Origin of the sequence: Comamonas suwonensis (genome assembly GCF_012844455.2) — a bacterium.
Lineage (GTDB): Bacteria > Pseudomonadota > Gammaproteobacteria > Burkholderiales > Burkholderiaceae_C > Comamonas > Comamonas suwonensis.
Genome location: NZ_JABBCQ020000011.1, coordinates 81,693 through 105,187 on the forward strand (window position 1 = coordinate 81,693; position 23,495 = coordinate 105,187).

General features: G+C 60.4%; 26 protein-coding genes. 10 read left to right on the plus strand and 16 right to left on the minus strand.

The annotated features are described in order from the left end of the window. Positions 1-105: 105 nt before the first annotated feature. The 4 genes from coaBC (at position 106) to HF327_RS13705 (ending at position 3,369) form a co-directional block, all read left to right on the plus strand. Complete coding sequence (coaBC, locus tag HF327_RS13690; protein WP_198460693.1) at positions 106-1,332, plus strand: bifunctional phosphopantothenoylcysteine decarboxylase/phosphopantothenate--cysteine ligase CoaBC; 1,227 nt, start codon at positions 106-108, stop codon at positions 1,330-1,332. Between the two features lie 42 nt (positions 1,333-1,374). Further along, a complete protein-coding gene (locus tag HF327_RS13695; protein WP_198460694.1) occupies positions 1,375-1,896 on the plus strand; it encodes a hypothetical protein in 522 nt (173 codons plus the stop codon). Between the two features lie 150 nt (positions 1,897-2,046). After that, complete coding sequence (gene dut / locus HF327_RS13700) at positions 2,047-2,496, plus strand: dUTP diphosphatase (RefSeq protein ID WP_198460695.1); 450 nt, start codon at positions 2,047-2,049, stop codon at positions 2,494-2,496. 27 nt (positions 2,497-2,523) lie between these two features. Continuing rightward, on the plus strand, positions 2,524-3,369 hold the full coding sequence (locus HF327_RS13705; RefSeq protein WP_198460696.1) for a hypothetical protein: 846 nt from the start codon (positions 2,524-2,526) through the stop codon (positions 3,367-3,369). Positions 3,370-3,375: 6 nt separating this feature from the next. Here HF327_RS13705 and HF327_RS13710 read toward each other — a convergent pair whose 3' ends face one another. The 3 genes from HF327_RS13710 to HF327_RS13720 are packed head-to-tail and all read right to left on the minus strand — an operon-like array spanning position 3,376 to position 5,888. Then, entirely contained in the window at positions 3,376-4,863 is a 1,488-nt protein-coding gene (locus HF327_RS13710) for a sensor histidine kinase (RefSeq protein WP_198460697.1), read from the minus strand. Further along, positions 4,856-5,539: a response regulator transcription factor gene (locus HF327_RS13715; RefSeq protein WP_198460698.1), complete on the minus strand. Its 684-nt coding sequence runs from the start codon at positions 5,537-5,539 to the stop codon at positions 4,856-4,858. The genes HF327_RS13710 and HF327_RS13715 overlap by 8 nt, the downstream gene beginning before the upstream one ends. 40 nt (positions 5,540-5,579) lie before the next feature. After that, positions 5,580-5,888 (minus strand): PepSY domain-containing protein, encoded by a 309-nt coding sequence (locus HF327_RS13720; protein WP_407927044.1) that lies wholly within the window; start codon positions 5,886-5,888, stop codon positions 5,580-5,582. 283 nt (positions 5,889-6,171) lie between these two features. On the opposite strand from HF327_RS13720, the gene HF327_RS13725 reads away from it, so the two are divergent. Beyond that, complete coding sequence (locus HF327_RS13725) at positions 6,172-6,582, plus strand: PepSY domain-containing protein (RefSeq protein ID WP_198460700.1); 411 nt, start codon at positions 6,172-6,174, stop codon at positions 6,580-6,582. A gap of 289 nt (positions 6,583-6,871) precedes the next feature. Continuing rightward, complete coding sequence (locus HF327_RS13730) at positions 6,872-7,483, plus strand: outer membrane lipoprotein (RefSeq protein WP_198460701.1); 612 nt, start codon at positions 6,872-6,874, stop codon at positions 7,481-7,483. 59 nt (positions 7,484-7,542) lie between these two features. On the opposite strand, the gene HF327_RS13735 is transcribed toward HF327_RS13730, so the two are convergent. Next, complete coding sequence (locus HF327_RS13735; RefSeq protein ID WP_099738099.1) at positions 7,543-8,064, minus strand: FKBP-type peptidyl-prolyl cis-trans isomerase; 522 nt, start codon at positions 8,062-8,064, stop codon at positions 7,543-7,545. 220 nt (positions 8,065-8,284) lie between these two features. On the opposite strand from HF327_RS13735, the gene HF327_RS13740 reads away from it, so the two are divergent. Continuing rightward, positions 8,285-9,031, plus strand: a complete 747-nt coding sequence (locus HF327_RS13740; protein WP_198460702.1) for a DUF2076 domain-containing protein — start codon at positions 8,285-8,287, stop codon at positions 9,029-9,031. A gap of 135 nt (positions 9,032-9,166) precedes the next feature. Here the strand turns inward: HF327_RS13740 and HF327_RS13745 are convergent, their stop codons facing one another. The 6 genes from HF327_RS13745 to HF327_RS13770 form a co-directional block, all read right to left on the minus strand. Beyond that, on the minus strand, positions 9,167-10,618 hold the full coding sequence (locus tag HF327_RS13745; protein ID WP_198460703.1) for an aldehyde dehydrogenase: 1,452 nt from the start codon (positions 10,616-10,618) through the stop codon (positions 9,167-9,169). 24 nt (positions 10,619-10,642) lie between these two features. Beyond that, positions 10,643-11,356, minus strand: coding sequence for an ABC transporter ATP-binding protein (locus HF327_RS13750; RefSeq protein ID WP_198460704.1), 714 nt, complete (start codon positions 11,354-11,356; stop codon positions 10,643-10,645). Next, positions 11,349-12,119, minus strand: a complete 771-nt coding sequence (locus tag HF327_RS13755; protein ID WP_198460705.1) for an ABC transporter ATP-binding protein — start codon at positions 12,117-12,119, stop codon at positions 11,349-11,351. The genes HF327_RS13750 and HF327_RS13755 overlap by 8 nt, the downstream gene beginning before the upstream one ends. Next, the gene (locus HF327_RS13760) at positions 12,116-13,057 is read right to left on the minus strand and encodes a branched-chain amino acid ABC transporter permease (protein ID WP_198460706.1); all 942 of its coding nucleotides are present in this window, start codon (positions 13,055-13,057) and stop codon (positions 12,116-12,118) included. Before HF327_RS13760 ends, HF327_RS13755 begins: the two co-directional genes overlap by 4 nt. After that, positions 13,054-13,929 carry a branched-chain amino acid ABC transporter permease gene (locus HF327_RS13765; RefSeq protein ID WP_198460707.1) on the minus strand — a complete coding sequence of 292 codons (876 nt, stop codon included), beginning with the start codon at positions 13,927-13,929 and terminating at the stop codon, positions 13,054-13,056. The genes HF327_RS13760 and HF327_RS13765 overlap by 4 nt, the downstream gene beginning before the upstream one ends. A gap of 225 nt (positions 13,930-14,154) precedes the next feature. Further along, on the minus strand, positions 14,155-15,378 hold the full coding sequence (locus HF327_RS13770; RefSeq protein ID WP_198460708.1) for an amino acid ABC transporter substrate-binding protein: 1,224 nt from the start codon (positions 15,376-15,378) through the stop codon (positions 14,155-14,157). Between the two features lie 259 nt (positions 15,379-15,637). Between HF327_RS13770 and HF327_RS13775 the strand changes: the two genes are divergently transcribed. From HF327_RS13775 to HF327_RS13785, 3 genes are all read left to right on the plus strand, one after another. Continuing rightward, positions 15,638-16,597, plus strand: coding sequence for an AraC-like ligand-binding domain-containing protein (locus HF327_RS13775; protein ID WP_198460709.1), 960 nt, complete (start codon positions 15,638-15,640; stop codon positions 16,595-16,597). 410 nt (positions 16,598-17,007) lie between these two features. After that, positions 17,008-18,132 carry a cupin domain-containing protein gene (locus HF327_RS13780; RefSeq protein WP_198460710.1) on the plus strand — a complete coding sequence of 375 codons (1,125 nt, stop codon included), beginning with the start codon at positions 17,008-17,010 and terminating at the stop codon, positions 18,130-18,132. Positions 18,133-18,514: 382 nt separating this feature from the next. Next, complete coding sequence (locus tag HF327_RS13785; protein ID WP_198460711.1) at positions 18,515-18,784, plus strand: hypothetical protein; 270 nt, start codon at positions 18,515-18,517, stop codon at positions 18,782-18,784. A 185-nt stretch (positions 18,785-18,969) separates the two neighbouring features. Here HF327_RS13785 and bamC read toward each other — a convergent pair whose 3' ends face one another. From bamC to HF327_RS22315, 6 genes are all read right to left on the minus strand, one after another. Then, entirely contained in the window at positions 18,970-20,082 is a 1,113-nt protein-coding gene (gene bamC, locus HF327_RS13790) for an outer membrane protein assembly factor BamC (RefSeq protein WP_198460712.1), read from the minus strand. Between the two features lie 64 nt (positions 20,083-20,146). Then, positions 20,147-21,043 (minus strand): 4-hydroxy-tetrahydrodipicolinate synthase, encoded by an 897-nt coding sequence (gene dapA / locus HF327_RS13795; protein ID WP_198460713.1) that lies wholly within the window; start codon positions 21,041-21,043, stop codon positions 20,147-20,149. Between the two features lie 149 nt (positions 21,044-21,192). Continuing rightward, positions 21,193-21,423, minus strand: a complete 231-nt coding sequence (locus tag HF327_RS13800; protein ID WP_198460714.1) for a hypothetical protein — start codon at positions 21,421-21,423, stop codon at positions 21,193-21,195. A gap of 395 nt (positions 21,424-21,818) precedes the next feature. Then, a complete protein-coding gene (locus HF327_RS13805; protein ID WP_236024190.1) occupies positions 21,819-22,370 on the minus strand; it encodes a class I SAM-dependent methyltransferase in 552 nt (183 codons plus the stop codon). Positions 22,371-22,506: 136 nt separating this feature from the next. Beyond that, positions 22,507-23,316: an SDR family oxidoreductase gene (locus tag HF327_RS13810; RefSeq protein WP_198460716.1), complete on the minus strand. Its 810-nt coding sequence runs from the start codon at positions 23,314-23,316 to the stop codon at positions 22,507-22,509. A 43-nt stretch (positions 23,317-23,359) separates the two neighbouring features. After that, positions 23,360-23,491, minus strand: a complete 132-nt coding sequence (locus HF327_RS22315; protein ID WP_268904701.1) for a hypothetical protein — start codon at positions 23,489-23,491, stop codon at positions 23,360-23,362. Between the last annotated feature and the right edge of the window lie 4 nt (positions 23,492-23,495).

Consider the following 23,495-nt stretch of genomic DNA (forward strand, 5'->3'; position numbering starts at 1 on the left):
TTGGTGGTGGTAAAACAGGATTATAGGTTCGCCACGAATTTCGGCGTGGCGTACAGGGATGCTTGAGTCGCAGAAAACTGGCCCAGGTCTGATAAATTGCGCAGCATGAATGACGTGTTCGCAGGCAAACATCTGGTGCTGGGCCTCTCCGGGGGCGTAGCTTGTTACAAATCGGCCATTTTGTGCCGTTTGCTGGTTCAGGCCGGCGCTACGGTCCAAGTGGTCATGACGGAGGCGGCTGAGCAGTTCATGACAGCCGTTACCATGCAGGCGCTTTCTGGGCGCGCAGTCTACACCTCTCAGTGGGATGTGCGTGAGCCCAACAACATGCCCCACATCAATCTGAGCCGCGAGGCCGATGCGATGCTCATCGCCCCTTGCAGCGCAGACTTTATTGCGCGCCTGGTGCAAGGCCGTGCCGATGAGTTGCTGAGCCTGATGTGCCTGGCACGCCCCACGGACAAAGTGCCCCTGCTGCTGGCCCCCGCCATGAACCGAGAAATGTGGGCCCACCCCGCAACCCAGCGCAATCTGGCGCAGGTGCAAGCCGATGGCGCCACGGTGCTGGGAGTGGGTAACGGCAGCCAGGCCTGCGGTGAGACGGGTGATGGCCGCATGCTGGAGCCCGAAGAAATCATGGAGGAGCTCGCCGCCCACTTCACGGCTAAGCGCCTGCAAGGTCAGCATTTGCTGGTAACCGCCGGCCCGACCTTTGAGGCGATTGACCCTGTGCGCGGCATCACCAATTTGTCGAGTGGAAAGATGGGTTTTGCCATTGCCCGCGCCGCGCAGGAGGCGGGCGCGCAGGTCACACTGGTGGCCGGCCCCGTGCACCTGCCTACGCCGCGTGGCGTGGTGCGTATCAATGTGCAATCGGCCCGCCAGATGCAGGAAGCGGTGCAGTCGCAGGTGGGACGTGCCACTATTTTCATCGCTACCGCCGCTGTTGCGGATTGGCGTCCAGCCGAATTTTCTGATCAAAAAATCAAGAAAGACGGCTCTGGCGATGTGCCTGCCATGAGCTTTGTGGAGAATCCCGACATTCTGGCGGGCGTCGCCCAGTCTGCGCAGGCCAAGGCTGGCAAGCTGTACTGCGTGGGTTTTGCGGCGGAAAGCCATGACCTGCTCAAGCACGCCACGGCCAAACGCCTGCGCAAGGGCGTGCCGCTGCTGGTGGGTAATATTGGCCCCGCCACTTTTGGCAAGGACGACAATGCCCTGCTGTTGATTGATGGCAAGGGCACGAAAGAGCTGCCCCACGCCAGCAAAGATGTGCTGGCGCGCCAGCTGGTGGATGAAATTGCGCTGCGACTCCCCGCTGTGAATCCGTAATCTGGCAGCCCTGACCGAACACTGAGCCCTAGGAACCTGAACATGATCCCCTCCAGCTATGAAGGCCCGCGCAATGGCGACTATGTGGCCTATGTGGACCAGTTGCTGCGCGCCAGTCCTGAGTACCGACGTACGCAACGCAGCATTGCTGGAGCGATGCAGTCCGCTGTGATTACGCCCGGAGGGCAGGCCAGCTCACCCATGAGCCAGTTACGTGACACCCTGCAAAAAGCCAGAGACATGGCTGAGCAGCAGGTGGAGCGCAAGCCTGTCATTCAGAAGACTGTTGCCAGCCGCACCGTTGCAGCTCACCCCTTGCGAGGGGGCAAGGCCGTCAGCAAGGAAGAGGCCCAGCAGCGCTTCAAGGCGCTGGAGCGGGATATTGAAAACCAGAAGGCACAGGCTGCCACGCAAAAGAAGCCCTGGATTTCGCCTGTCTCTCTGGCGATGATCGTAGGCGGAACCATCATTGCGCAGTTTGTGCCGGGCTTTGGCGCCATGCTCTCCATCATGGGCTTGATGACCCTGGTGGGGGGTGTGCTCAACCGCCTGAAGGGCAAGTAGGGCTAATAGGGTAGGCAAGCCGAATCTGCTGCGCATTTTTGCGTGTGCAAAAGGGCGACAATGACGCCCTTTATTCAATAACCAGACGCAGCAGCGCTGCGCTCTGGATCACTGCAAGGCCCGGTTCCCGGGCTTTTTGCCAAGGTTTTTATGAACGTAGATGTCAAGATTCTCGATGCGCGCTTGCGCGAAAACATGCCCGCTTACGCGACGCCTGGCAGCGCCGGACTCGATCTGCGCGCCTGCATTGATGCGCCCGTGACGCTGGAGCCCGGCCAGTGGCAGCTGATCCCCACCGGCATGGCCATGCACCTCAAAGACCCCAACTACGCCGCTCTCATCCTGCCGCGCTCGGGCATGGGCCACAAGCACGGCATTGTGCTGGGCAACCTCGTGGGCCTGATCGATTCCGATTACCAGGGCCAGCTCATGGTCAGCGCCTGGAATCGTTCGCCAACCGCTTTCACGCTGCAGCCCATGGATCGCCTGGCTCAACTGATGATCGTGCCCGTGGTGCAAGCCCAGTTCAATCTGGTCGATGACTTCGCTGATGCCAGTGAGCGCGGCGAAGGCGGTTACGGCTCCACCGGCAAACAGTAAGCGCTAGTCATCTCCGTCCACCAGCGCATGAATCGCAAGCCCTCAAACCGCACGCATCGATCTGCCTCGTGGACGAGGGTGCTGCTCACCCAGGAAGACCGGCTGCAAAAGCGCCTGACAAGGCGCCTGCAAGAACGCCACTGGTTGCGCCTGCATGCGGCGCTGACGGGCGGACTCAGTCTGGCGGGCATGTCCTTGCTCAGTCTGGGCCTGCTGCATGTGGGCATGGACAGCATGGCGTTGCGCTACGGCATCTCTCTGGCCTGCGGCTATCTGCTGTATTTGTTGCTGGTGCGGCTGTGGGCCGGATGCATGTTGCGTCGGGATTGGAATCTGGGTGATATGCCTGCCGACTTACCCGGTGGCTCGGTGCGGACCACAGCCCCGGAGGTTGCAGGCAGTGTTGAGCGCGGGCAGGGCGGCTCGTTTGGCGGCGGCGGAGCTCAAGGTGACTGGGGCGGCGATTCAGCTTCCCTGCTCGACAGCGCGCCCTCGCTGGGGGAGGTCGCTGGCTCTGGCTCTTCTGGTATTGATATTGGGGATATAGGCGGGCTGGACGACGGTGCTGTGGTCGTCGTTCCCGTGTTGCTGCTCTTTGCAGGTTTGCTGCTGGCGGTCACCGGTGCCGGTTCGTTGCTCTGGCTGGTATTTGGCGCAGACCTGTTTTTGACCGTGGCCGTCGAAGTGGCGTTTGCGCTGCTGATGACCCGAACTCTTTATGTGGTGGAGCGCGAAGGCTGGCTGCTGGCCGCCTTGCGCATGAGCTGGAAACCCATGCTTGGCGCACTGGTGGCCGCCGTGTTGCTGGGTGCTCTGGCTGACTGGTGCTTTCCGCAGGCCGACACCCTGGTCCAGGTCTTGCGCAGTCTCTGAACCAGCTCAGGTTCTGCGCGCCCCTGGCAGCTTCAATTCCATGCGCAGCCCCCCCAATGGCGAGTCAGAGGCTTCGATGCTGCCGCCATAGGTCTGAACCAGATCGCGCACGATGTCCAGACCCAGGCCTGCGCCCTCCCTTTGCTCATCAAGTCGTTCACCGCGCATGAAGATGCGCTCGCGCTGTTCGGGCGCAATCCCCGGGCCGTCATCGTCAATGTTCAGCATGACGAACCGGCTGTCGTCGGCTGCCGGCTGAATCTGCAGCAAGACCCGGGATTGGGCCCATTTGCCCGCGTTATCCAGCAGATTACCCAGCATTTCCATCAGATCCTGCATGTCCCCCCTGAAGTCCCAGGCCGAAGCGTCTCCCTGCAGCTCGAAACAGATGTTCCGTGCGGCGTGCAGCTTGCTCATGGTGCGGACCAGCGACTGCAGTGGTTCTGCCAGCGGTGTGCGCAAGCCGTGGCCTTGCTGCGCAGCAGCGGCGGCAGCGCGTGCGCGGGCCAGATGATGCTCGACCTGACGGCTGGCACTGGCGACCTGCTCGCGCACCAGCGCTGCCAGCGCAGTGTCTTGCTGCGCTGCTGCATTGCCCATGATGTTCAGCGGCGTGTTGACCGCATGGGCCAAATTGCCGGCCTGGGTGCGCGCACGTTCCACCATCTCCGCATTCATGCGCAGCACATGATTGAACTCGCGCACCAGCGGCATGATTTCTGCGGGGTGATTGCCCTTGATCTCGGGAGCTTCACCCTGGCTGACGGCGGTGAGCTGACGACGCAATGCCGCCAGAGGTGCCAGCGCCAGCTGGAGCTGAACTACCACGGCCACGGCCAGCCCTGCAGCGAGCATGCACAGGGCGGCAATCAGCATCTGGGTAAAGCGTTGCAGCGGAACAGCCAGCGTGGCCGTGTCGGTGGCGACCATCAGACGCAAGGGCGGGGCATCGGCCTCCGGCAGTTGAACGGTGCGTGTCACCACCAGCAACTCGTTGCCGTTGCCATCCCATATGCGGCCATAGGTGGCCGGTGTGTGCAGCGGCAATGTGGGTTCCCAGACCTTGTCGGCCTTGAATTGCGACCACTCCAGCGTTTGATCCCAGAGTGAACGCGAGCGCTGAATGCCGGCATAGGTCGTGGCCTTTCCCGTGACATCCAGCTGATCAACCTGCCAGTAGGTGCCCGACAGGGGTTGCTGCAGCAGCGGATCGCCAGAGAAGGGTGTGACCGTGACCTGTATCGGTTGATCCGGCTGGAAGCCGACGGCCGCGCTCAGGCGGTCAAGTCTTGCCACGAGCTGAGAGCGCAGCTGCTGTGCCTGATGTTCGGCGAACAGCGCCCGCAATCCCCAGCCGGTCAGCAGCAGCGTCGCCAGAACCCAGATCAGGGTGCCGGTCAGCAGGCGCAGGCGCAAGGAATTTTTCCAGGAGCCGGTTTCGGACTGCGGTGGTTGATGGTGAGTCATGGGCGGGTGAAGAGTGTGATCAGACATGCTTGTCCTGAGAGGTTTGCTGAGGCACCAGGCGATAGCCCAGACCCCGTACGGTTTCTATCGATCCGGTCGGCAGCTTTTTCCTCAGGCGTCCGACAAAGACTTCGATGGTGTTGGAGTCGCGATCGCTGTCCTGCGGGTAGATATGCTCCGAGAGCTCGGTGCGTGAAACCACGTCATTCATTCGTTGCATGAGCAGGGCCAGCACCTTGAATTCATGACTGGTGAGCGTCAGCGCCTGGCCGTCGACGGTGACGCGTGCCTGGCGCGAGTCCAGGGTGATGGCGCCGCATTGCCAAAGCGCGCTGGCATGCGGGCTCAGGCGACGCAACAGGGCTCGCAGCCGGGCCAGCAGCTCTTCCATGTGAAAAGGCTTGGCCAGATAGTCGTCGGCTCCGGCATCCATGCCGGCCACTTTTTCGTGCCAGGCACCGCGTGCCGTGAGTATCAGCACGGGCATGGTTCGGCCTTGCGCACGCCAGGTGCGCAGAACGCTGAGTCCGTCGCGGATTGGCAGACCCAGGTCCAGCACTGCAGCGTCAAAGCTTTCCACCTCTCCCAGGTATTGGGCCGTCTCCCCATCTGCCGCCATTTCCACGGTATGGCCAGCTTGCTGCAGTGCTTGTTGCAGTTGCTCGCGAAGTGTGGACTCATCTTCGATCAACAGGATTCGCATGCTTAGTCTCTTTCTCGGAGCGAAATGGGTGGGCAATGCATCATTTCTTGCGTTTCATGCTGATCAGGCTGCCATCGCGCGCATCGATTTCGAGCTTGACAACCTTGCCGTCGGTTTGAAGCAGCCGGATTTCATAGATGAACCTGCCGTCCTCCCGGTCGAATTCCACTTTGATCACCTGGCCCTGGTATTGCTGCTCGACCCGGTCCAGAACCGTGCGCAATGGCAAGACCTGGCCCTGGCGCAGGGCCTGGCGTGCCATTTCGTGATCGTTGTCACCGGCGTCCGAGGTGGTGGGCCACATCGCCAGCGTGCAAAAACCGGTCGAGGCCAGCAGCAGCGCGAGCAAGGCATGGCGCTTGCCGAGTCTGCGCGACGCAGCATCGGGGGAGCGGTGGTGGTGATGGTCGGGTGGTGAGGACATGGCGTATCGGCAAGGGTTGTCTGGGGAAGGCCTGGCCAGCATTGCTAGCCGCAGCCGAGGTTATAGGCCGGGCAGCATGAACGGAAGCTGAACGCAGGCTTCAGAAGCGGTTCAGGCGGGGTTGCCAACAATGGGCCGAACCCACCGGGCCGGACTGCTGCTGCCTCGGACGTGGTTGCTTCACCAAACAAGTCAAAAGGAATTTCAAATGAACCGTCCGCAGGCCGATATTGCCGCTACTCGCTTGATCTCCGAACCTCGGCACAAGGCGGTCAGCATGCCGGTGTTGAAAAGATCTCCAAGGCCGCTGTGTCGCGCTGCTCTGCTGGGGCTGGCTGGGTTGATGTTTGCCGGTCTTGGTCAGGCTGCGCCACAGAACTCCATGGTTGACCGGGCTACGGCTTCGCTGGCCGCCGTGCGTGGCATGGCCATGGGACCGACTCTGGGGATTCGCGAAGTGTGCGACCAGCTCGAGAAGCTCGGCTATCGCGAGTTTCAGGAGATCGAGTGGGATGACGGTGTTTACAAAGTCAAGGCCACGGCCAGCGATGGAAGCTATGTCAAGCTTGATGTAGATGGCCGCAGCGGCGAAGTGCTGCGTGTTCGCCGCAAGAACTGAGCGAGCAGATATTGACTGCTCTCTTGGTCATAGCGCACAGCGATGGCTGGTTCTGAAATTTGACCTGTTTCAACTGAAGAATGAGCTGCAGCAGACCCGCCCAGCTATCGTTGCAGGAGCGAGGATGGCGTTTTCCGGGGGCTGAGTATTGTTAGCAAGTGTGAAAGATGTCGTCCCGGCAGCAGGGTGGGGCGTTTTAGTGGAAATCCGATGCGAATTGGATCGGTACACTCATTCACAACATATATTGCGGCGCATGCTCCCAGCATTCGCCTGTCAGGAGATTTCCATGCAAGTCATTCAACGCTGGGGCCGCGTGGCCATGGTTGGCGCAATTGCCGCCGTTCTGTCGGCCTGTGCTGCCTATCCTCAGGGCAGCTACCAAAATGGCTACCCCGCACAGGGCGGTTATCAGCAAGGTGGCTACTCTGGTTCGGGCTTTCCGGCCACCACGCAGACCTACCCTGTTGGCAGCATCCCTGCACAAGGCTATCCCGCCAATAATTGCGGCTACAACAATCCCAACTGCTATTCACAGCAGCAACAGCCCCAATACGCCCAGCAGGGCCGTGTAATGAACATTGAAACCGTGCGCGTGCAGGATGGCAGCGGCGTGGGTGCCGGTGGTGCGATTGCCGGTGGCGTGATCGGTGGCGTGTTGGGTAACCAGGTGGGCAAGGGCTCGGGCCGCACACTGGCCACGATTGCCGGCGTGGTGGGCGGCGCCTTGGCTGGCAACGCCGTGCAAAACGGCGTGGGCGGTGGCAGCGTGCGTGATGTGTACCGCGTGACGGTGCAGCTGCAAGACGGTAGCATGCGCGCCGTTGACTACCAGTACGCACCGCAGCTCAGCGTTGGTGACTATGTGCGCGTGGAAGGCAACCAGATCTTTCGCCGATAAACATCAGGCCAATTAAGAAGGGACTCGCAAGAGTCCCTTTTTTGTTTCAAGCACCGCGATCAGTGCAGGGTGTCGTTGCCCGGAGCCTGGGGCTCAATGCGGAAAAAGCCTGTGCCAGCCGTACCGCGGCCCACTTCTTCTTCGGTCGCATTGCGCACGGCTTCGATCTGCACATGAATGCGCAGCGCAATACCGGCCAGCGGGTGGTTGCCGTCCAGCACCACATGCTCGGGGTAGATTTCTGTGACGGTGTAGAGCAGACCGGGCAGCACGGGGTTGGTACCCTGGGGCATGGCGCTGCTCTCGAAGGTCATGCCTTCTTCGATCTCGGCGGGGAACAGCTCGCGCTTTTCCAGGAAGATCAGGGTTTCGTCATAGTCGCCAAAAGCTTCTTCGGGCTCCAGGTGCAGATCCAGCTTGTCGCCAGCCACATGGCCTTGCAGCGCTTCTTCGATGCGCTTGAGCAGATCATCACCGCCGACGAGAAAGTCCACCGGCTCGTCCAGCACGTCCAGCTCTTCGCCCAGAGTGTCTTTCAGTGTCCAGGTCAGAGCGACCACGCATTGTTGGGTAACTTCCATGGTGTGTATGCAGTTGGGTGAGCTGCAGGCCAGTCCCGCAGCAAAAAATAAAACGCAGCCACGGCTGTGGCGCAATGGCTGGCATTGTCCCATGTGCAGCTTGTCACTGCATCAGGGGCGTTTTGTTACATCCTGCAAAAAGCGCTTGCATGGCCTTCACATGGGCGCTCTTGCAGGCCTGCATACTGGCCTTATCTTTGGTGCCATAAAGGAACGCATCATGACCTCTCAAGAGCAACAATTGCTGCAAGACCTGTGCGCGCGACTGACGCTGACACAGGGGCAGCCCAAAGACCCGCAGGCCGATGCTGAACTGCGCAGCGGCCTGACTGCCGCGCCCGATGCCGTTTACTGGCTGGCCCAGCGCACCTTGCTGCTTGAGCAGTCTTTGCAGCAGGCGCAAAAGCAGATCAGCGAGCTGCAGCAGCAAGTGCAGCAGGCCCGGCAAAACCAGAGTCAGGGTGGCTCCAGCTTTCTCTCGGGCGGGCTCAGCACGCATTTTGGCCGTGCGCCAGAGCCTTCTGTGAATGCCGCTAGCGCGCAGTCGTCGTATCAAAGCCCCAACCAGTTTCAGCCAGCCGTGCAAGCATCCAGCTGGCGCGATCGCTTTTCAGGCAGTGCCGCATCCAGTGCCGTATCCAGCTCCCCCAGCGCTGCCCAGCCTGCAGCACCGGCAGGCGGCAGCTTTCTGGGCAGCGCCGTAGCGGCAGCGGCCGGTGTGGCGGGAGGCATGTTTTTGTTCAACGGGCTGGGTAATTTGATGGGTAATCACCAAGCCAGCACTGCCAGCCCTTTAGGTGGCAGCGAAAGCAAAGCGCTGGCCCAGGACAGCAGCACGCAGAACCTGCAGGAAGGCAGCGGCAACACCTCCAGCCTGGCGGATGACGCAGGCCTTGGCAGCATCGATAGTGCAGCCAGCGGCAGCTGGGATGATGGCGGTGGCTTCTTTGATGACGACTTTGCGTGATTCAGTAATTTGAGTGTTTTTGAGCTGCAGCCCTTGTTCATGAAGCGCTAGCTGCTATCAAAAACGAAAAGCCGCCCGGCAGCAATGTGCGGGCGGCTTTTTGATGGTCGCTTAGAAAGCGGCTGACCAAGCGGCTTAGAACGGATAGTGGCGCTCTGCGGTCTGCATGGTCACCCAGCGGGTTTCAGTAAAGGCGTCAATGCCTTGCCGCCCGCCAAAGTGGCCGTAGCCCGAAGCTTTGACGCCGCCAAAAGGCATCTGCGCTTCGTCATGCACGGTAGGGCCGTTGATGTGGCAGATGCCGGCCTCGATGCGTGCCGCCACGCGCCAGCCGCGGGCGGTGTCTTTGGTGAAGACGGCCGAGGACAGACCGAACTCGTTGTCGTTGGCCGTGGCAATGGCTTCTTCTTCGCCGTTGACGCGAACAATGGCTTTGACGGGGCCAAAGGTCTCTTCGTGGAAGATACGCATTGCGGGTGTCACATGGTCGATCAGCGTGGCAGGCATCAGCGTGTTCTCGGCCTTGCCGCCGCAAACGAGCTTGGCGCCCTTGGCCAGCGCATCGTCGATCATGGCATTGCAGCGCTCCACCGTCGCCAGATCGACGACGGACCCCAGTACCACCGGGCCTTTGCGTGGGTCGCCCAGCGGCAGGCTTTGGGCCTTGGCGGCAAATTTGGCGATGAACTCCTCGGCCACCTTGTTGTCCACCACAAAGCGCTCGGTGGACATGCAGATCTGGCCCGAGTTGGCGAAGGCTCCAAAGGTGGCAGCGGCCACGGCGGCGTCGATATCGGCATCGTCCAGCACCAGGAAGGGTGCTTTTCCACCCAGCTCCAGCAGGGCCGGTTTGAGGTGCTTGGCGCAGGTCTGACCGATGATGCGGCCCACCTTGGTGGAGCCGGTAAAGCTCACGCGGCGCACGGCGGGGTGGGCCACGATGGCTTCAACCACGGCACCCGCATCGGCGGGGGCATTGGTCACAAAGTTCACCACGCCTGCAGGCAGGCCTGCGTCCTGCAGCGCTTCGATGATCAGGCCATGCGTGGCGGGGCAGAGTTCAGAACCTTTGAGGATGACTGTGTTGCCGCAGGCCAGAGCGGTGGAAATGCTGCGCACGGCCAGAATCACGGGCGCATTCCAGGGCGCAATGCCCAGCACCACCCCAGCGGGCTGGCGCACGGCCATGGCCACGCTGCCCGGCACATCGGAGGGAATGATCTCGCCATTGATCTGCGTGGTCAGCGAGGCGGCTTCCAGCAGCATGCTGGCGGCCAGATGCACATTGAAGCCGGCCCAGATGCCCGATGCTCCGGTCTCGGCGGCCATGGCGGCGGCAATCGCTTCGCCCTTGGCTTCGAGTGCGTGCGAGGCTTTCATCAGCATGGCGCGGCGGGCGTTAGGGCCCAGTTGCGACCAGGCGGGGAAGGCGGCGGCTGCGGCATCACAGGCGCGAATCGCATCTTCGGTGGTGGCGGCTGGCGCACGGGTGGCAACGCTTCCATCCAGCGGGTTCTTGCGCTCGAAAGTCGCGCCATTGCTGGCGATGCATTCCTGGCCGGCGATCAGCATTTTTTGTTCGATCATTGGGTACTCCTTGCTTGTTCAAAATCAGTGTGTGCCGCCCAGGTACGCGCGTCGCACGGCCGGGCTGTTGGAAAGTTCTGCGGCCGAACCCTGGCCCACAATGCGGCCAGTCTCGAGCAGATAACCGCGATCTGCAATCGCCAGGCTTTGGCGGGCGTTCTGCTCTACCAGCAGCACGCCCATTCCCAGTGTTTTGATGCGGGCCAGCGCTGCAAACAGCTCTTTGCACATCAGTGGAGACAGGCCTAGCGAAGGTTCGTCCAGCAGCAAAATATCGGGTTGGCTCATCAGGGCGCGGCCCACGGCCACCATTTGCTGCTCGCCGCCGCTCATGGTGCGAACGGCCTGGGGCAGGCGGTCGCGCAGCTTGGGGAAGAGGGTAAAGACCTGCTCCAGATTCTTGGCCTCATTGGCTCGCGCACGCTGTGGCTGTGCGCCCAGTTGCAGATTTTCTTTCACACTCAAATCACCAAACACGCCGCGTCCTTCGGGTACCAGTGCCAGGCCGGACTGCACGATAGCGTGGGCGGGCAAGCGCATCAGTTCCTTTCCGGCCAGTTGCGCACTGGCACCGGACTGTGGCGTGACCATGCCGCCCAGCGCCTTGAGCAGGCTGGACTTGCCCGCACCGTTGGCGCCCAGCATCACCACCAGCTCTCCGGGCTGCACATTGAGACTGACCTGGTGCAGGGCTTCGTGCTTGCCGTAGCTCACCGAGATATTGCGCACATCAAGCATGGTGGGTCTCCGCAGTTTCTTCTTCACCACCATCCACATCCTCGCCCAAATAGGCGCGTACTACTTCGGGTTCCTTTAGTACTTGTGCCGTGGGGCCGTCGGCAATCTTGGTGCCGGCATTCATCACCACGCAACGGCTGCAAAGAGCGTGCACGGCATCCATCACATGCTCGACCATGAGAATCGTCAGCCCTGTGGACTGCAGTTGCTGAATCAATGCAATGCCTTGCTGCAGCTCGGTGGGGTTGAGGCCGGCCAGCCATTCATCCAGCAGAAGAATTTGCGGCTCAAGCGCCAGTGCGCGGGCCAGCTCCAGGCGCTTTTGGTTGATGTAGGTGAGGTCACCGGCCGGTAGGTGTGCAAATTCGCCCAGACCGACCTGCACCAGCAGCGCCAGCGCCCGCTGCGTGGCCGCTTTGCCAAACAGCGGGCGAGGTTTGAAGGCCAGGCCGGCGATGACGTTGTCCATGCAGCTCATGGAGCCCAGCACCTTGACCAGCTGAAAGGTGCGTGCAATGCCTAGCCGCGCAATCTGATGGCTTTTGAGTGTGTGAATGGGCTGGCCGTGAAACAGAATCTCACCGCCGTTGACGGGCAGAGCGCCCGAGATCAGGTTCATGGCCGTGGTCTTGCCCGAACCGTTGGGGCCGAGGAGACCCACGACTTCGCCGGGGTAGATGTCAAAGCTCAGTTCGTTGACCGCGACCAGACCACCGAAGCGTTTGGTAGCCGAGCGCACGGAGAGCAGGGTGGCTGTCTTCATGGTTTGTCCACCTTTTGGGCTGAGCTTTTTCCAAACAGCTTGGCTAGCACGCCAGACAAGCCTTGGGGGATGAAATACACGATCACGATAAACACCAGGCCCAGCAGAATCGAGAAATGGTTGGGAAAGTTGGCACCCAGGTATTCAAACAGCAGCACCAGCGGCACGGCTCCCAGAATCGGGCCGAATAGTGCACCGGCGCCGCCCAGTAAGGCCATGATCAGCGTCTGAAACGAGATGGCAGGGGCGAAGGCAATGCTGGGGTCGATATAGGTCCAGCGCGGGGCCATGATGGCGCCGGTGACGGTGATGAAGACGGCGCTGACGGTGAATAGCAGCACCTTGGCGTGCGTGGTGTTGATGCCCACGTGGGTGGCCACGGTTTCGTCCTCGCCGATCACGCGCAGGGCCAGGCCCAGGCGCGAGCGGTTGATGAGGGCGCGCAGCGCCAGCACCAGTGCCAGCAGGGCCAGCAACTGCCAGTAGATGTCGAGCTGGGTGATGTCCACAAACACATAGCGGCCCAGGTCTTTGGTGATGTTCACCTCCCACCAGGTCACCAGTTGCTTGACCAGCTCGGCCAGGCCAAAGCTGAAGATCACAAAGTACACGCCCGACAGGCGCAGCGTGGACAGGCCCACCAGCAGCGCGGTGACCAGCCCCACACCGGCAGCAATGCCCAGCACGGCAGCCCATGGCAGCGATTCACCAAAAACGGCCGTGACGTAGGCACCGAGGCCGAAGAAGGCGACGGTGGCCAGCGAGATATAGCGTGTGGGTCCCGAGAACAGTGCCCAGGCTGTGGCCAGCACGCAGTACATGAGGATGCTGATAAGTAGGGACAGGTAGTACTCGTCCGTCAGCCAGCGCGGCAGCAAGGCCAGACCGGCGGTGGCGATGGCGCAGAGGGCCCAGATCAGAACTTCTTTACGGCTCATCGTGCAGCCCTCCCGAACAGGCCTGTGGGCTTGAACAGCAGCACCAGCAGAAATACCGCGTAGTTGACGGCCAGCGTCAGGCCGGGGTCGATGAAAGAGGCCACCAGTGTCTCGGCAAAGCCCAGCAGCATGCCGGCCACCAGGCAGCCCATGAGATTGCCCACGCCGCCCATGATGACGACGATCAGTGCCTTCATCGCAAACATGGTGCCCATGCTGGCCGAGAAGGGCAAAAACATGCTGACCATCACGCCGCAGACGGCCACCAGTGCGCCGCCCAGCCCGTAGGCCAGTGCCGCCGTGCTGCGCACATTGATGCCGACCATATGCGCAAACTGCGGTGCCACGGCCACGGCGCGCACCACGGCTCCGGCGCGGGTGCGCGTTAGCAGCAGATAAAGTCCGCCACCCAACACCAGTGCCACGACCAGCACCAGCAGGCGATTGGCTGCGACCTTGCTGCCCAGAATCTCCACCGTGTCCGACAGATAGGTGTAGCTGTGATAGTCGCCGCCAAAGTTCACCAGCATGATGCCCTGTGCCACAAACAGCATGCCAAAGGTGGCCAGAATCGAATCCACCTCCAGCGATGGTCCGCCCTTGGCGCGGCGCACCAGCGGGGTCAGCAGCAGTTGGTAGATGACCCATTGCACGGCAAAGCCCAGCGGCACGACCAGTGCCAGCACAAGCAGGGGCGAAATACCCCATTCCGTGACCGCGAAAAAAGCCAGAAAGGCCGGTGCAATCAGAAACTCTCCATACGAGAGATTCATGATCCGCGCCACGCCGTACTGCAGCGTCAGCCCCATGGCCACCAGGCCGTAGAGGCCGCCGAGCATGGCGCCTGCGAGAAGAATGTCTATAAAGTTCATAGCGTGTACCGCTGGATATTCATTGTTCTTGTTATGAAATCAGTCTGAAGTGGCTTGAATGCATGCGCTGCCAGCTCTTGTTTTGATAGTTCTTGCAAAGCTGGGCGAGATGTTTGAACAGGCATGCCCCAGCAGCGGTGCAGCGAGCAAGCGCTGCCGTGCAGTGAGGCTGTCCCCCTCCCGCATTGCGAAGCAAAGCGAGAGAGGGAGAAGGCGCGCAGCGCCTTAGGGGGTGACACGCGGAATCACCGCCGGCTTCACGCCAGCGCGGTTAACGGGAGCAATGGCGTTGAACTCGCCGTTCTGCCACTGGCCCACATGCCAGAGCTTGGTCAGCATCTGGCCTTCCAGCTTCACATTGCCCAGCACGGTGTCGAAGCTGCCGGTCTTGAGCTCTTGCGTCACGGCGGCGCGGTCAATCTTGCCGACGCGCTCAATCGACTGCTGCAGCATTTGCAGCGAGGTGTAGACGATGGGGCTGGCAAAGCGGTCGCTTTCCTGGCCCGTGACTTCCTTGAAGCGCTTCAGATAGGCCTGCATCTGCGGATTGCTGGCATCGATGCCGCCGGGAGCCATCACGCCTTCAGCCGCCGCGCCAAACTTGCCCTTGAACATGGGGAACTGCGTGCCCACGCCGGTGAACAGCACCTTGGGTGTCAGGCCCAGTGTCTTGGCCTGCTCATTGATCAGCATGGTGTCGGGCGGGTAGGAGTAGGCGACGAAGGTGTCCGCGCCCTTGCCCTTGGCTTCGTTGATGACGGGCGTCATGTCTTGCGTGCCGATGGGGTAGCTTTTGTCGTACACCAGCTCAAAGCCATGCTGCTTGGCCGCCTTGCGCGTGGCATTGGCCAGTTCCACGCCAAAGCCGTCGGCGATGTTGATCATGGCGATCTTGTTGTTGATCTTGCCTTCCTTCTTGGCCTTTTCCAGCATGGCGACCAGGTCTTCGGCGTATTCACCGCCGGTGCCCAGGAAGAAGAAGGCATGCTTCCAGCGTTTGGCCAGCTCAGGCGCCTTGTCGGTCACCGATGTGGCGGCCAGCAGCGGGTATTTGTGTTTTTCGTAGGTCGGCCCCACGGCCAGATTGGAGCCCGTGCTCCACGGCGGCAGCACAAAGTCCACCTTGTCCTGCGTGATCAGGCGTTCGGTGGCACGCACGGCTTCTTCGGTGCTGGAGCGGTCGTCGTACTCGATGACTTCAATCGGCACGCGCTTGTTATAGGCCTTGAGCATGATGCCGCCCGCATCATTGATCTCCTTGACCCACAGCTTGTAGTTGGGCGCGGTGGTGACGGAGGTCCCGCCCGCGTTGATGCCGGTCTTGGCAATGGCCCAGCCGATGCGGATGGACTTGGGCGCTTCTTGTGCCAGGGCCGCGCCGCCCAGACCGGCCAGCGCGGTAGCGGCGACCAGACTCTTGAGAATAAAGCGCTTGTTGCTGAGATTCATGCTTGTCTCCTGTGTGGATGGTTCCGGTTCTCAGATCAGTCATACGCTCTGAACCCGGTTTTTTCCCATCGTAGGAACACCGCGCCGCAGGGGTTTGTCTGGGTGTGCACAAAGTCTTGTCTGGCCGTGCAGACCTCTCTGGGTAAATACCAATTTCCCTTTGTGGCGCTGGGCGCGAGAAAGAGCTGGGCAGGCTGCTATGGATAATGAAGCATCCTGTTACGTGCAGGGAGAATGTGTTAACGACCGAGGAGTCCGCATGCCCCAGGCCACCGCCGCTTATCAGACGACAGAGATGCAAGGCAAGCAGGCCATTGGTGCATGGCAGCACTGGATGTCGTCGCTGTATGGCCTGGAAAGCGATGTCTATGACGACCAGCAGTTCTCGGCGCGTCTCAACACCTTTGAGCTGGGTGCTGTGGGGATGACCCAAATAGAGGCCAGCCGCCACCGTGTGCGGCGCACTTCGGCCAGCATGGCCAGTCACAGCACGGACTTCCTCAAGATCGTTGCCCCCTGGCAAGGCGCGGCCAGCGTCTGCCAGAAAGGCCGCCAGGCCCATGCGCGCAGCGGCCAATGGCTGATCTACGACAGCACGCAGGAATACGAGGTGCTCAACCCCGAGTGGTGCGAGCACTTGATCATCACCCTGCCCAAAAGCCGCTTTGCCGAGCATGGCCGCGCCGTGGATGCGCTGATGGGCAGCTATGTGGGCGGCACCGAAGGCGTCTCGCGCATTGCGCTGGACATGATGCGCGGCATGTTTGCCGAATGCCGGGTGATGGGGCCGGGTGTGGCCCAGCATGTGACGGATTCGCTGGTGCAGCTCATTCAGCTGTCCCTGTTAGAGGCTTGTGGCCGAGCCTCAACGCTGAGCGCCAGCGAGCTGCTCAACAGCCGCATCAGGGCTTATGTGCGCCAGCATCTGCGTGACCCGGGCTTGTCTGCCGATGGCATGGCCGCTGCGCTCAACTGCAGCAAACGCCATCTCTACAACGCCTTTGCCGATGATGAACTGAGCATCAACCAGTATGTCTGGGCCCAGCGCATTGCGCTGTTTCAGCAAGATGTGCGCAAACGGGCCAACCAGCACTGCACGCTGACCGAGCTGGCGCTGGCCTGTGGCTTTGCCAGCGGTGCCCATCTGAGCCGCTTGTTCAAGCAGCACACGGGACAGACGCCGGTGCAGTTCAGAGCCGGGCTTGCGACGAGTCATTGACTGAACTAAATGCCAAACAGGCCTGTAGCGCTTACCTATCAAGCGCAAGCAGCTATCAAATAAAGAGTTGCAAAGGCTAAAAGGTCGCCTGGGCTCCCAAGTCGGGCGGCTTTTTTAGTTTTCAGCGGCTAGGCACCAAGCCTGATCAGGCATGTCCAATCGAAAGATAGCAAGCGCCGCCGCGCAGCGAAGCGGTCATCCCACCTCCCTGGCGCGCAGCGCGAAGAGAGAGGGGGTCGTGGCAAAGCTGCTCAGCGGGCGCTTAAATATCTATCCCGCTTTGCCTGAAGCCAGAATGCACTTAGGTCCGGTGCATGCTTGATCGCTTGGTCATTGATCTGCGCTGACCGGCGTTATTGGGGGCTATAGGACAATGCAGACCATCGCTTAGATAGCAGGACTGTATTTTCATGGACATCAACACGCCACTCGCCTTGCTCGGTGGGCTCACCGCTTCCCAATTCATGCGCAAGCACTGGCATAAAAAGCCTTTGCTGGTGCGTCAGGCCATTCCCGGCTTCAAAGCACCTATCCCGCGTGCTCGGCTGCTGGCCATGGCCGGTGAAGAGGGTGTGGAGTCGCGCCTGATTCAGCAGCTTGACGGTGACAACTGGAAGCTGAGTCACGGCCCCTTGTCTCGCCGCAGCCTGCCCGCGCTCACCAAGCCGGGCTGGTCGGTGCTGGTGCAGGGCGTGGACATGCATGACGACAAGGCCCATGAGCTGCTGCAGCAGTTCCGCTTTGTGCCTGAGGCGCGCCTGGATGACCTGATGATCAGCTTTGCGACGGACAAGGGCGGCGTGGGCCCGCACTTTGATAGCTATGACGTGTTCCTGCTGCAAGCCCATGGAAAGCGTCGCTGGCGCATTGGTCGCCAGAAAGATTTGTCGCTGCAGGAAGACAAGCCTTTGAAGATTCTCGCGAACTTCGAGCCCGAAGAAGAGTTTGTGCTGGAGCCTGGTGACATGCTGTACCTGCCTCCCAAGTGGGCGCATGACGGCGTTGCCGAAGGCGAGTGCATGACGTACTCCATCGGCTTCCGTTCACCTGACCGTGGTGAGATGGGCCGTGAGCTGCTGCTGCGCATGTCTGACGAGCCTGACGAGCCAGAAAACCCCGTCATTTACCGTGACCCCAAGCAGGAGGCAGTCAGCAACCCCGCTGAAATTCCGGCTGGCATGTATGACTTTGCCCGCGAAGCCCTGCAAAAGGCGCTGGCCGAGCCGCTGGCACTGGAGCGTGCTCTGGGTGAGTATCTGTCGGATCCCAAGCCCAATGTCTGGTTTGAGCACGGCGATGAAAACGGCATGTTCGAAAGCGTTGTGCTCGATCGCCGGACCCGCATGATGTATGACGCCAAGCACATCTTCATCAACGGAGAAAGCTATCTGGCCGGTGGCCGCGATGCGACGCTGATGCGGAAGCTGGCGGACACGCGGATGCTGTCTCGCAAGGACCTGGCAAGTGCCAGCGATGATGCTCTGGAGCTGCTGTCATCGTGGTTTGATGCGGGCTGGGTTCGCTCAGGTGATTAATTGGAGGGTGGACTTGTAACGGGCTCCGTGCTAAGTTACGGGCTTACCCTCTATGGGTTCCTGCTGATAATTGAAGAGGCTTTGTACGGGTTTTGTAAATCTTTATGAAAGCTCTGTCAGGGAATTGACAGGAAAGAATTTATGGATCACAGTGTGATCCATGGCAAGCGAAGGCTTGCCCGGTAAATAAGAAATGCACCGATTTGTGCAGATTTGTTGAGTTGCTGTCAGTCTTAGTCAGTAATGAGCAAATCTACCTATAATGCGTGCTGAGTCAAATTTATCGTTTGAACTGATCTGCCATAGCGATCAATAGCTGCAAAAAGCTGACCGTAATGGCAATCTGCATACTGTCTGCTGAACCTCCAACTAGGAAACTGTCATGAAGAACTCTCTGATTCTGGCTACTGTGATTGCTGCTGCTGCTCTGGCTGCTTGTGGCGACAAGAAGACTGAAGCTCCTGCTGCTGCACCTGCTGTGGAAGCTCCTGCTGCTCCCGCACCTGCTGTGGAAGCTCCTGCTGCTCCCGCCGCTGAAGCCGCTCCTGCTGCCCCCGCTGCTGATGCTGCTCCTGCCGCTGAAGCTGCTCCTGCTGCTGACGCCGCTAAGACTGAAGCTGATGCCGCCACTGGCGCTGCTACAGCCAAGTAAGCTGCTTAAGCAAGTTTGAAGCTTCGGCTTCAAACACAAAAAAACCGCACTCAGGTGCGGTTTTTTTACGTCTGTACTTTGCGCATTATTTTTTGTTTTCTTGCAGGCTTATCCCGCTTTCTCGAGCACACATGAAAAAGCCACCGATGACTATTGTCACGGTGGCTTTTCTAGGGGGCTGAAATTTACTTCAGATCATCGGTAATGATGCGCACAATGCGCTGGCTGTTGGTGCTGCTGTCTGGCTGGCCTTGTTCGTTCAGAACGCTGACCTGGGACTTGTTGCCTTCGCCCTTGACCTGAATCTGGTACTTGGCGGGGGCAGCAGCTTCCTTGCCTTGGCTGAAGATCTTGCTGAAGAAGCCCTTGGCCTCTGGCTTGGCGTTTGGATCGACATAACGCACAAAGTAGATGCCGCGGCTGCGGTCGCGGTCTTCCACGGTAAAGCCGGTGCGATCCAGTGCCACGCCCACGCGGCGCCAGGCGCGCTCGAAGCCTTCGTCCAGTTGCAGGGTAGGCACGCCGTTGACAGTGTCCATGCGTGCGCTGCTCGAAGCGACGGCGGCAGACTTGTCAGCCTTGGCGACAGCCGATGCCTGTTCTTCGCTCACGCCCAGCTTGACCATGATTCGGCGCAGAAATTCTGTTTCCAGCTCAGGATCGCGGGGGCGAGGTTGCCAGATGGTGTTGTCCTTGCGCTCGCTGGTGTAGACCTCCTGCATGCCACGGTGAGTGACATAGATGCGGGTCTTACCATCGGCTTCGCGCTCCAGGCGGGTGCGGAACTTGTCGCGCTCGCTGGTGGAGTAAAGCGAATCGAACACCTTGCCCAGGCTCTTGCGGATGATGTCCTGGGGCAATTTGGCGCGGTTTTCGGCCCAGTCTGTTTCCAGAATGCCCAGCTGGCGGTCTTCCATCGCGTAGATGAAGCCGTTTTCCAGCCAGAAGTCACGGGTAGGTTCCCAGAGCTTGTCGGCAGCGCGGTCCACCACCAGCCAGTGCTCGGCGCCGTCGCGCTCAATGCGGACGTCACCAATCTTGTTGGCTGCTGTGCTGCTGTCGGCAGGCTTTGCAGCCTTGGCATTAGCCTGCATGGCAGCTGCGGACACAACGCCACCAGGGACGTTGTAGCGCGAGTCTTGCGACAGCTGCGTCAGATCAGGAGGGACTTCAAGAGAAGGAGCTTGGTTCTTGCCCGCGCTCTTGTAGTCAATCTTGGTCTCTTGGAACGTGGTCGAGCAGGCAGAAAGACCCAGTGCGATGCTGAGCAAGCCCAAACGTGCTGTTTGTTGTTTCACGCGGATTGTCCTTGGGTAGCGGTTCAAGCTAAATGCGAAAAACCGCTAGCTTAGCGCAACTCAGTCAGAGAATGCCAACTTTACTGAGAGCACCCTCGACAAGCGCCTCATATTGCTCGCTCAAAGGGGTCATGGGTAGGCGCATGGCGGGGCCGCACAAGCCCATGCGGGCTGCTGCCCATTTCACGGGAATGGGATTGGCTTCTACAAACAGACTCTTGTGCAGAGGCATCAGCTTGAACTGGATTTCCATGGCGCGCTTGGTATCGCCAGCCATGGCCGCTTTGCACAGCTCGCTCATCAGGCGAGGAGCCACGTTGGCTGTCACGCTGATGTTGCCGTGACCGCCGCAGAGCATTAGAGCCACGGCAGTGGGGTCATCACCGGAGTAAACGCCAAAGCCGGCGGGCACATCGCGAATCAGCCACTGAGCGCGCTCGATATTGCCGGTGGCTTCCTTGATACCGATGATGCCGGGGATCTGAGCCAGACGCAGCACGGTGTCGTGCTGCATGTCTGCGACCGAGCGGCCGGGCACGTTGTAGAGGATTACGGGCAGGTCACCAGTGGCTTCGGCAATGGCCTTGAAGTGCTGGTACTGGCCTTCCTGTGTGGGCTTGTTGTAGTAGGGAACCACCTGCAGCTGGCTGTCTGCACCCACCATCTTGGCGTATTTGGCCAGCTCAATCGCTTCGTGCGTGCTGTTGGCACCGCAGCCAGCCATGATGGAGACGCGGCCTGCGGCTTGCTCGACGGAGACGCGAATGATTTCGCGGTGCTCTTCAACATTGACGGTGGGTGACTCACCAGTCGTGCCAACCACACCGATGCAGCTGGTGCCTTCGGCCACATGCCAGTCGATGAGTTTGCGCAGCGACGGGTAGTCGACGCTACCGTCTTCGAGCATGGGCGTAATGAGGGCAACAATGCTGCCAGTGAGGGCGACGGAGGGTGATGTCATATCCGCAATCAGAAACGGGAAAAATGAATTCTACAAACAGGGAAAGGGTCCCGGCAGTGGTTTATGGTAAACAGTGTCGAGCAAAACTCTGTTTTAGTCAAAATATTGTCAATAAACGACGAAATGACGAAATATTGGATTTTCTGGCGTCATATTGATTGCTTGGCGTAAGGGTTTTTTAGACGGCATGCGTTGAGGCAATAGCTCCAGGTCTGGCCACTTGGGTCAAGGCCGAAGTCTTTGATAAATAGCATGACTATTTCAGCTTCTGGCCTTTGCTGAATAAGCGTGAGCAGCTCACCTTTTTCATTTTGCGGCGAAGCGGCTGCAGTCAACATCAGGGGCTGACAGCCTTTTCCGCTCGTGCTGTAGACAGACACGAGGGCGGCCTTTGCTGTCAATCGCCAGCCGCTTGTGCCGAGCAGTGCCCTGGGCTGCGTGCTGCTGAAGCCGCACTCAATGGTTTTGTGCTGGCAGGGGGATGATTTCCTGGCCGCTGATAGGCAGCATCTCTTCCCAGATATAGCGGCTCTCTTCACCCTGTGCATTGACGCAGGGCAGGCACACCGTTGTAACCAGCCAAGCTGGTCTTGGCGTTGAAGCTGCCAATATGCTCGTCGCTCCGGGCATCGCCCTGCAGCGTGCTCAATAGCAGTGGCGTGCTGCTGTACCACTCGTCCCGCCTTTAAAGGGCCACCGGGCTGGACGGGCTATTCGGTGGCGGGGTTGGGGTGTTGGCCGTGGGCGAGCAACAGCGCGCAGTTGGGCACGGGGGTCAGCTTTGCAGAGGGAAGGCGGTGTTTGCCACAGAGTCAGCCGGCTTGATGGCGGCAATACGCTGCACCACACGGTCGGGCTGGTGCAGCACGCCATGCTCGTAGGCGACGATGGTCCAGCCAGCACAGACTTGTAGCAGCTCGCCGGGTGCCAGCAAAAAATCCGGGCGCGAGGGCTTGCCGTAGGCCTCATTGCCGTGGCCAAAGGTTTCATACAGCAGCACGCCGCCGGGTTTGACGCTGGCCAGAATCTGCGGCCACAGTGGGCGCCAGAGGTAGTTGGTGATGACCACGCCGTCAAAACTGCGACCTGCCAGCGGCCAGGAGCCGTTTTCGATATCAGCGGTAATGGTTTCTGCGATGTCTGCTATGGATTGCGTAGCTTCTTGCGATTTGTCTACGCTGGTTAGAGCATGATTTGATGCGAAAAAATAGCGGGTGTGGCGACCCATGCCGCAGGCCAGATCCAGCACCGTGCCTTGCGGGCGTACCAGATGGGCGAAGCGGGTAATCCATGCGGAAGGCGCTTGCGCGCCATGGGCTGCAGTCATTGAAGGCAGGGGGCTTGGGCTCGGTTGAGCGCCTTGAGGTGCGTCGGGTGTTTTGCAAGTCATCTTGCAAAAACTATAGCAGCGCCGCGCTGCAGGGGGCTGACAGGGTCTGTCACTGTCATGCGCCTGGTGGGGGTCAATGCGGTTTCACATCGTCCTTGAGTGCCGCCAGCGCCATGTTCTCCACCACGCCGGGCGCAACCAGCTTGAGTAGGCGGCCCAGCTTGCCTTTGTCCATCACCACCTCGCGTTGGCGCTGGTTCATGCCGCGGATGATGAGGCGCGCGCATTCTTCTACCGACATGGCTTTGTCTTCCTTGAGGCCGCTGACGCCTGCGGCCACGCCTTTGGCGTTGTAGCCGCGGTTGCGAATCTGCGTCGCCACTACGCCGGGGTAGGCCAGCATGACGCTCACGCCTGCGGGTTTGAGTTCGGCGCGCAGCGCTTCAAAAAAACCGGTCATGGCAAATTTGCTGGCGCTGTAGGCCGTGCGGCCCGGCACACCGATCAGACCGGCCAGCGATGACACGGCGACGATGGCCCCCTTGCTGGCCTTGAGATGTGGCAGCGCAGCATGGGTGCACCAGACACTGCCCCAGAGGTTGATGCGCATCAGTTGCTCGTACCAGTTCAGGTCTTGGGCGCTGACCTCTTCCAGCAAGGCGTGGGCTGAGATGCCTGCGTTATTGATCAACACATCGATGCCGCCAAAGCGGTGCACGGCTTCTGCAATCAGCGTGCGGCACTGGGCTTCGGCGGAGACATCGGTGGGCTGCACCAGCACCTGAGTGCCATGCGCCTCGCACTGGCGGGCCACGGCTTGCAGATTGTCTGCATTGCGCGCGGCCAGTGTCAGTTGCAGCTGGCTTTGATAGGTTTGCGCCAGCTGGCGGGCCATTTCAGCGCCAATGCCGTCAGACGTGCCAGTAATCACGATACGGTGCATGCTTTCTCCCGGCCTGACTGCGGGGCCGGGTGGCACCCAAAGCTCAGAAGCAGGCCCAGACTTGGTCCGCCAGTGTGAGCATGAATTGCGGTTGCAGATACAGGGCAAACACGGCCAGCAGCACCGCCAGAATGGCGGCCCAGATGAGGATGCGTTGCCAGAGTTTGATCTGCATGGCT

Excerpts from the sequence above, each read along its gene's own strand:
- HF327_RS13715 (WP_198460698.1), bottom strand. The coding sequence starts at position 5,539 with ATGCGAATCCTGTTGATCGAAGATGAGTCCACACTTCGCGAGCAACTG.
- dut (WP_198460695.1), top strand. The coding sequence starts at position 2,047 with ATGAACGTAGATGTCAAGATTCTCGATGCGCGCTTGCGCGAAAACATG.
- HF327_RS13775 (WP_198460709.1), top strand. The coding sequence starts at position 15,638 with ATGCCCCAGGCCACCGCCGCTTATCAGACGACAGAGATGCAAGGCAAG.
- HF327_RS13705 (WP_198460696.1), top strand. The coding sequence starts at position 2,524 with ATGAATCGCAAGCCCTCAAACCGCACGCATCGATCTGCCTCGTGGACG.
- HF327_RS13735 (WP_099738099.1), bottom strand. The coding sequence starts at position 8,064 with ATGGAAGTTACCCAACAATGCGTGGTCGCTCTGACCTGGACACTGAAA.
- HF327_RS13785 (WP_198460711.1), top strand. The coding sequence starts at position 18,515 with ATGAAGAACTCTCTGATTCTGGCTACTGTGATTGCTGCTGCTGCTCTG.
- HF327_RS13710 (WP_198460697.1), bottom strand. The coding sequence starts at position 4,863 with ATGTCTGATCACACTCTTCACCCGCCCATGACTCACCATCAACCACCG.
- dapA (WP_198460713.1), bottom strand. The coding sequence starts at position 21,043 with ATGACATCACCCTCCGTCGCCCTCACTGGCAGCATTGTTGCCCTCATT.
- HF327_RS13760 (WP_198460706.1), bottom strand. The coding sequence starts at position 13,057 with ATGAGCCGTAAAGAAGTTCTGATCTGGGCCCTCTGCGCCATCGCCACC.
- HF327_RS13725 (WP_198460700.1), top strand. The coding sequence starts at position 6,172 with ATGAACCGTCCGCAGGCCGATATTGCCGCTACTCGCTTGATCTCCGAA.
- HF327_RS13765 (WP_198460707.1), bottom strand. The coding sequence starts at position 13,929 with ATGAACTTTATAGACATTCTTCTCGCAGGCGCCATGCTCGGCGGCCTC.
- HF327_RS13745 (WP_198460703.1), bottom strand. The coding sequence starts at position 10,618 with ATGATCGAACAAAAAATGCTGATCGCCGGCCAGGAATGCATCGCCAGC.
- HF327_RS13695 (WP_198460694.1), top strand. The coding sequence starts at position 1,375 with ATGATCCCCTCCAGCTATGAAGGCCCGCGCAATGGCGACTATGTGGCC.
- HF327_RS22315 (WP_268904701.1), bottom strand. The coding sequence starts at position 23,491 with ATGCAGATCAAACTCTGGCAACGCATCCTCATCTGGGCCGCCATTCTG.
- HF327_RS13740 (WP_198460702.1), top strand. The coding sequence starts at position 8,285 with ATGACCTCTCAAGAGCAACAATTGCTGCAAGACCTGTGCGCGCGACTG.
- HF327_RS13730 (WP_198460701.1), top strand. The coding sequence starts at position 6,872 with ATGCAAGTCATTCAACGCTGGGGCCGCGTGGCCATGGTTGGCGCAATT.
- HF327_RS13810 (WP_198460716.1), bottom strand. The coding sequence starts at position 23,316 with ATGCACCGTATCGTGATTACTGGCACGTCTGACGGCATTGGCGCTGAA.
- HF327_RS13780 (WP_198460710.1), top strand. The coding sequence starts at position 17,008 with ATGGACATCAACACGCCACTCGCCTTGCTCGGTGGGCTCACCGCTTCC.
- HF327_RS13770 (WP_198460708.1), bottom strand. The coding sequence starts at position 15,378 with ATGAATCTCAGCAACAAGCGCTTTATTCTCAAGAGTCTGGTCGCCGCT.
- HF327_RS13755 (WP_198460705.1), bottom strand. The coding sequence starts at position 12,119 with ATGAAGACAGCCACCCTGCTCTCCGTGCGCTCGGCTACCAAACGCTTC.
- coaBC (WP_198460693.1), top strand. The coding sequence starts at position 106 with ATGAATGACGTGTTCGCAGGCAAACATCTGGTGCTGGGCCTCTCCGGG.
- HF327_RS13750 (WP_198460704.1), bottom strand. The coding sequence starts at position 11,356 with ATGCTTGATGTGCGCAATATCTCGGTGAGCTACGGCAAGCACGAAGCC.
- HF327_RS13805 (WP_236024190.1), bottom strand. The coding sequence starts at position 22,370 with ATGACTGCAGCCCATGGCGCGCAAGCGCCTTCCGCATGGATTACCCGC.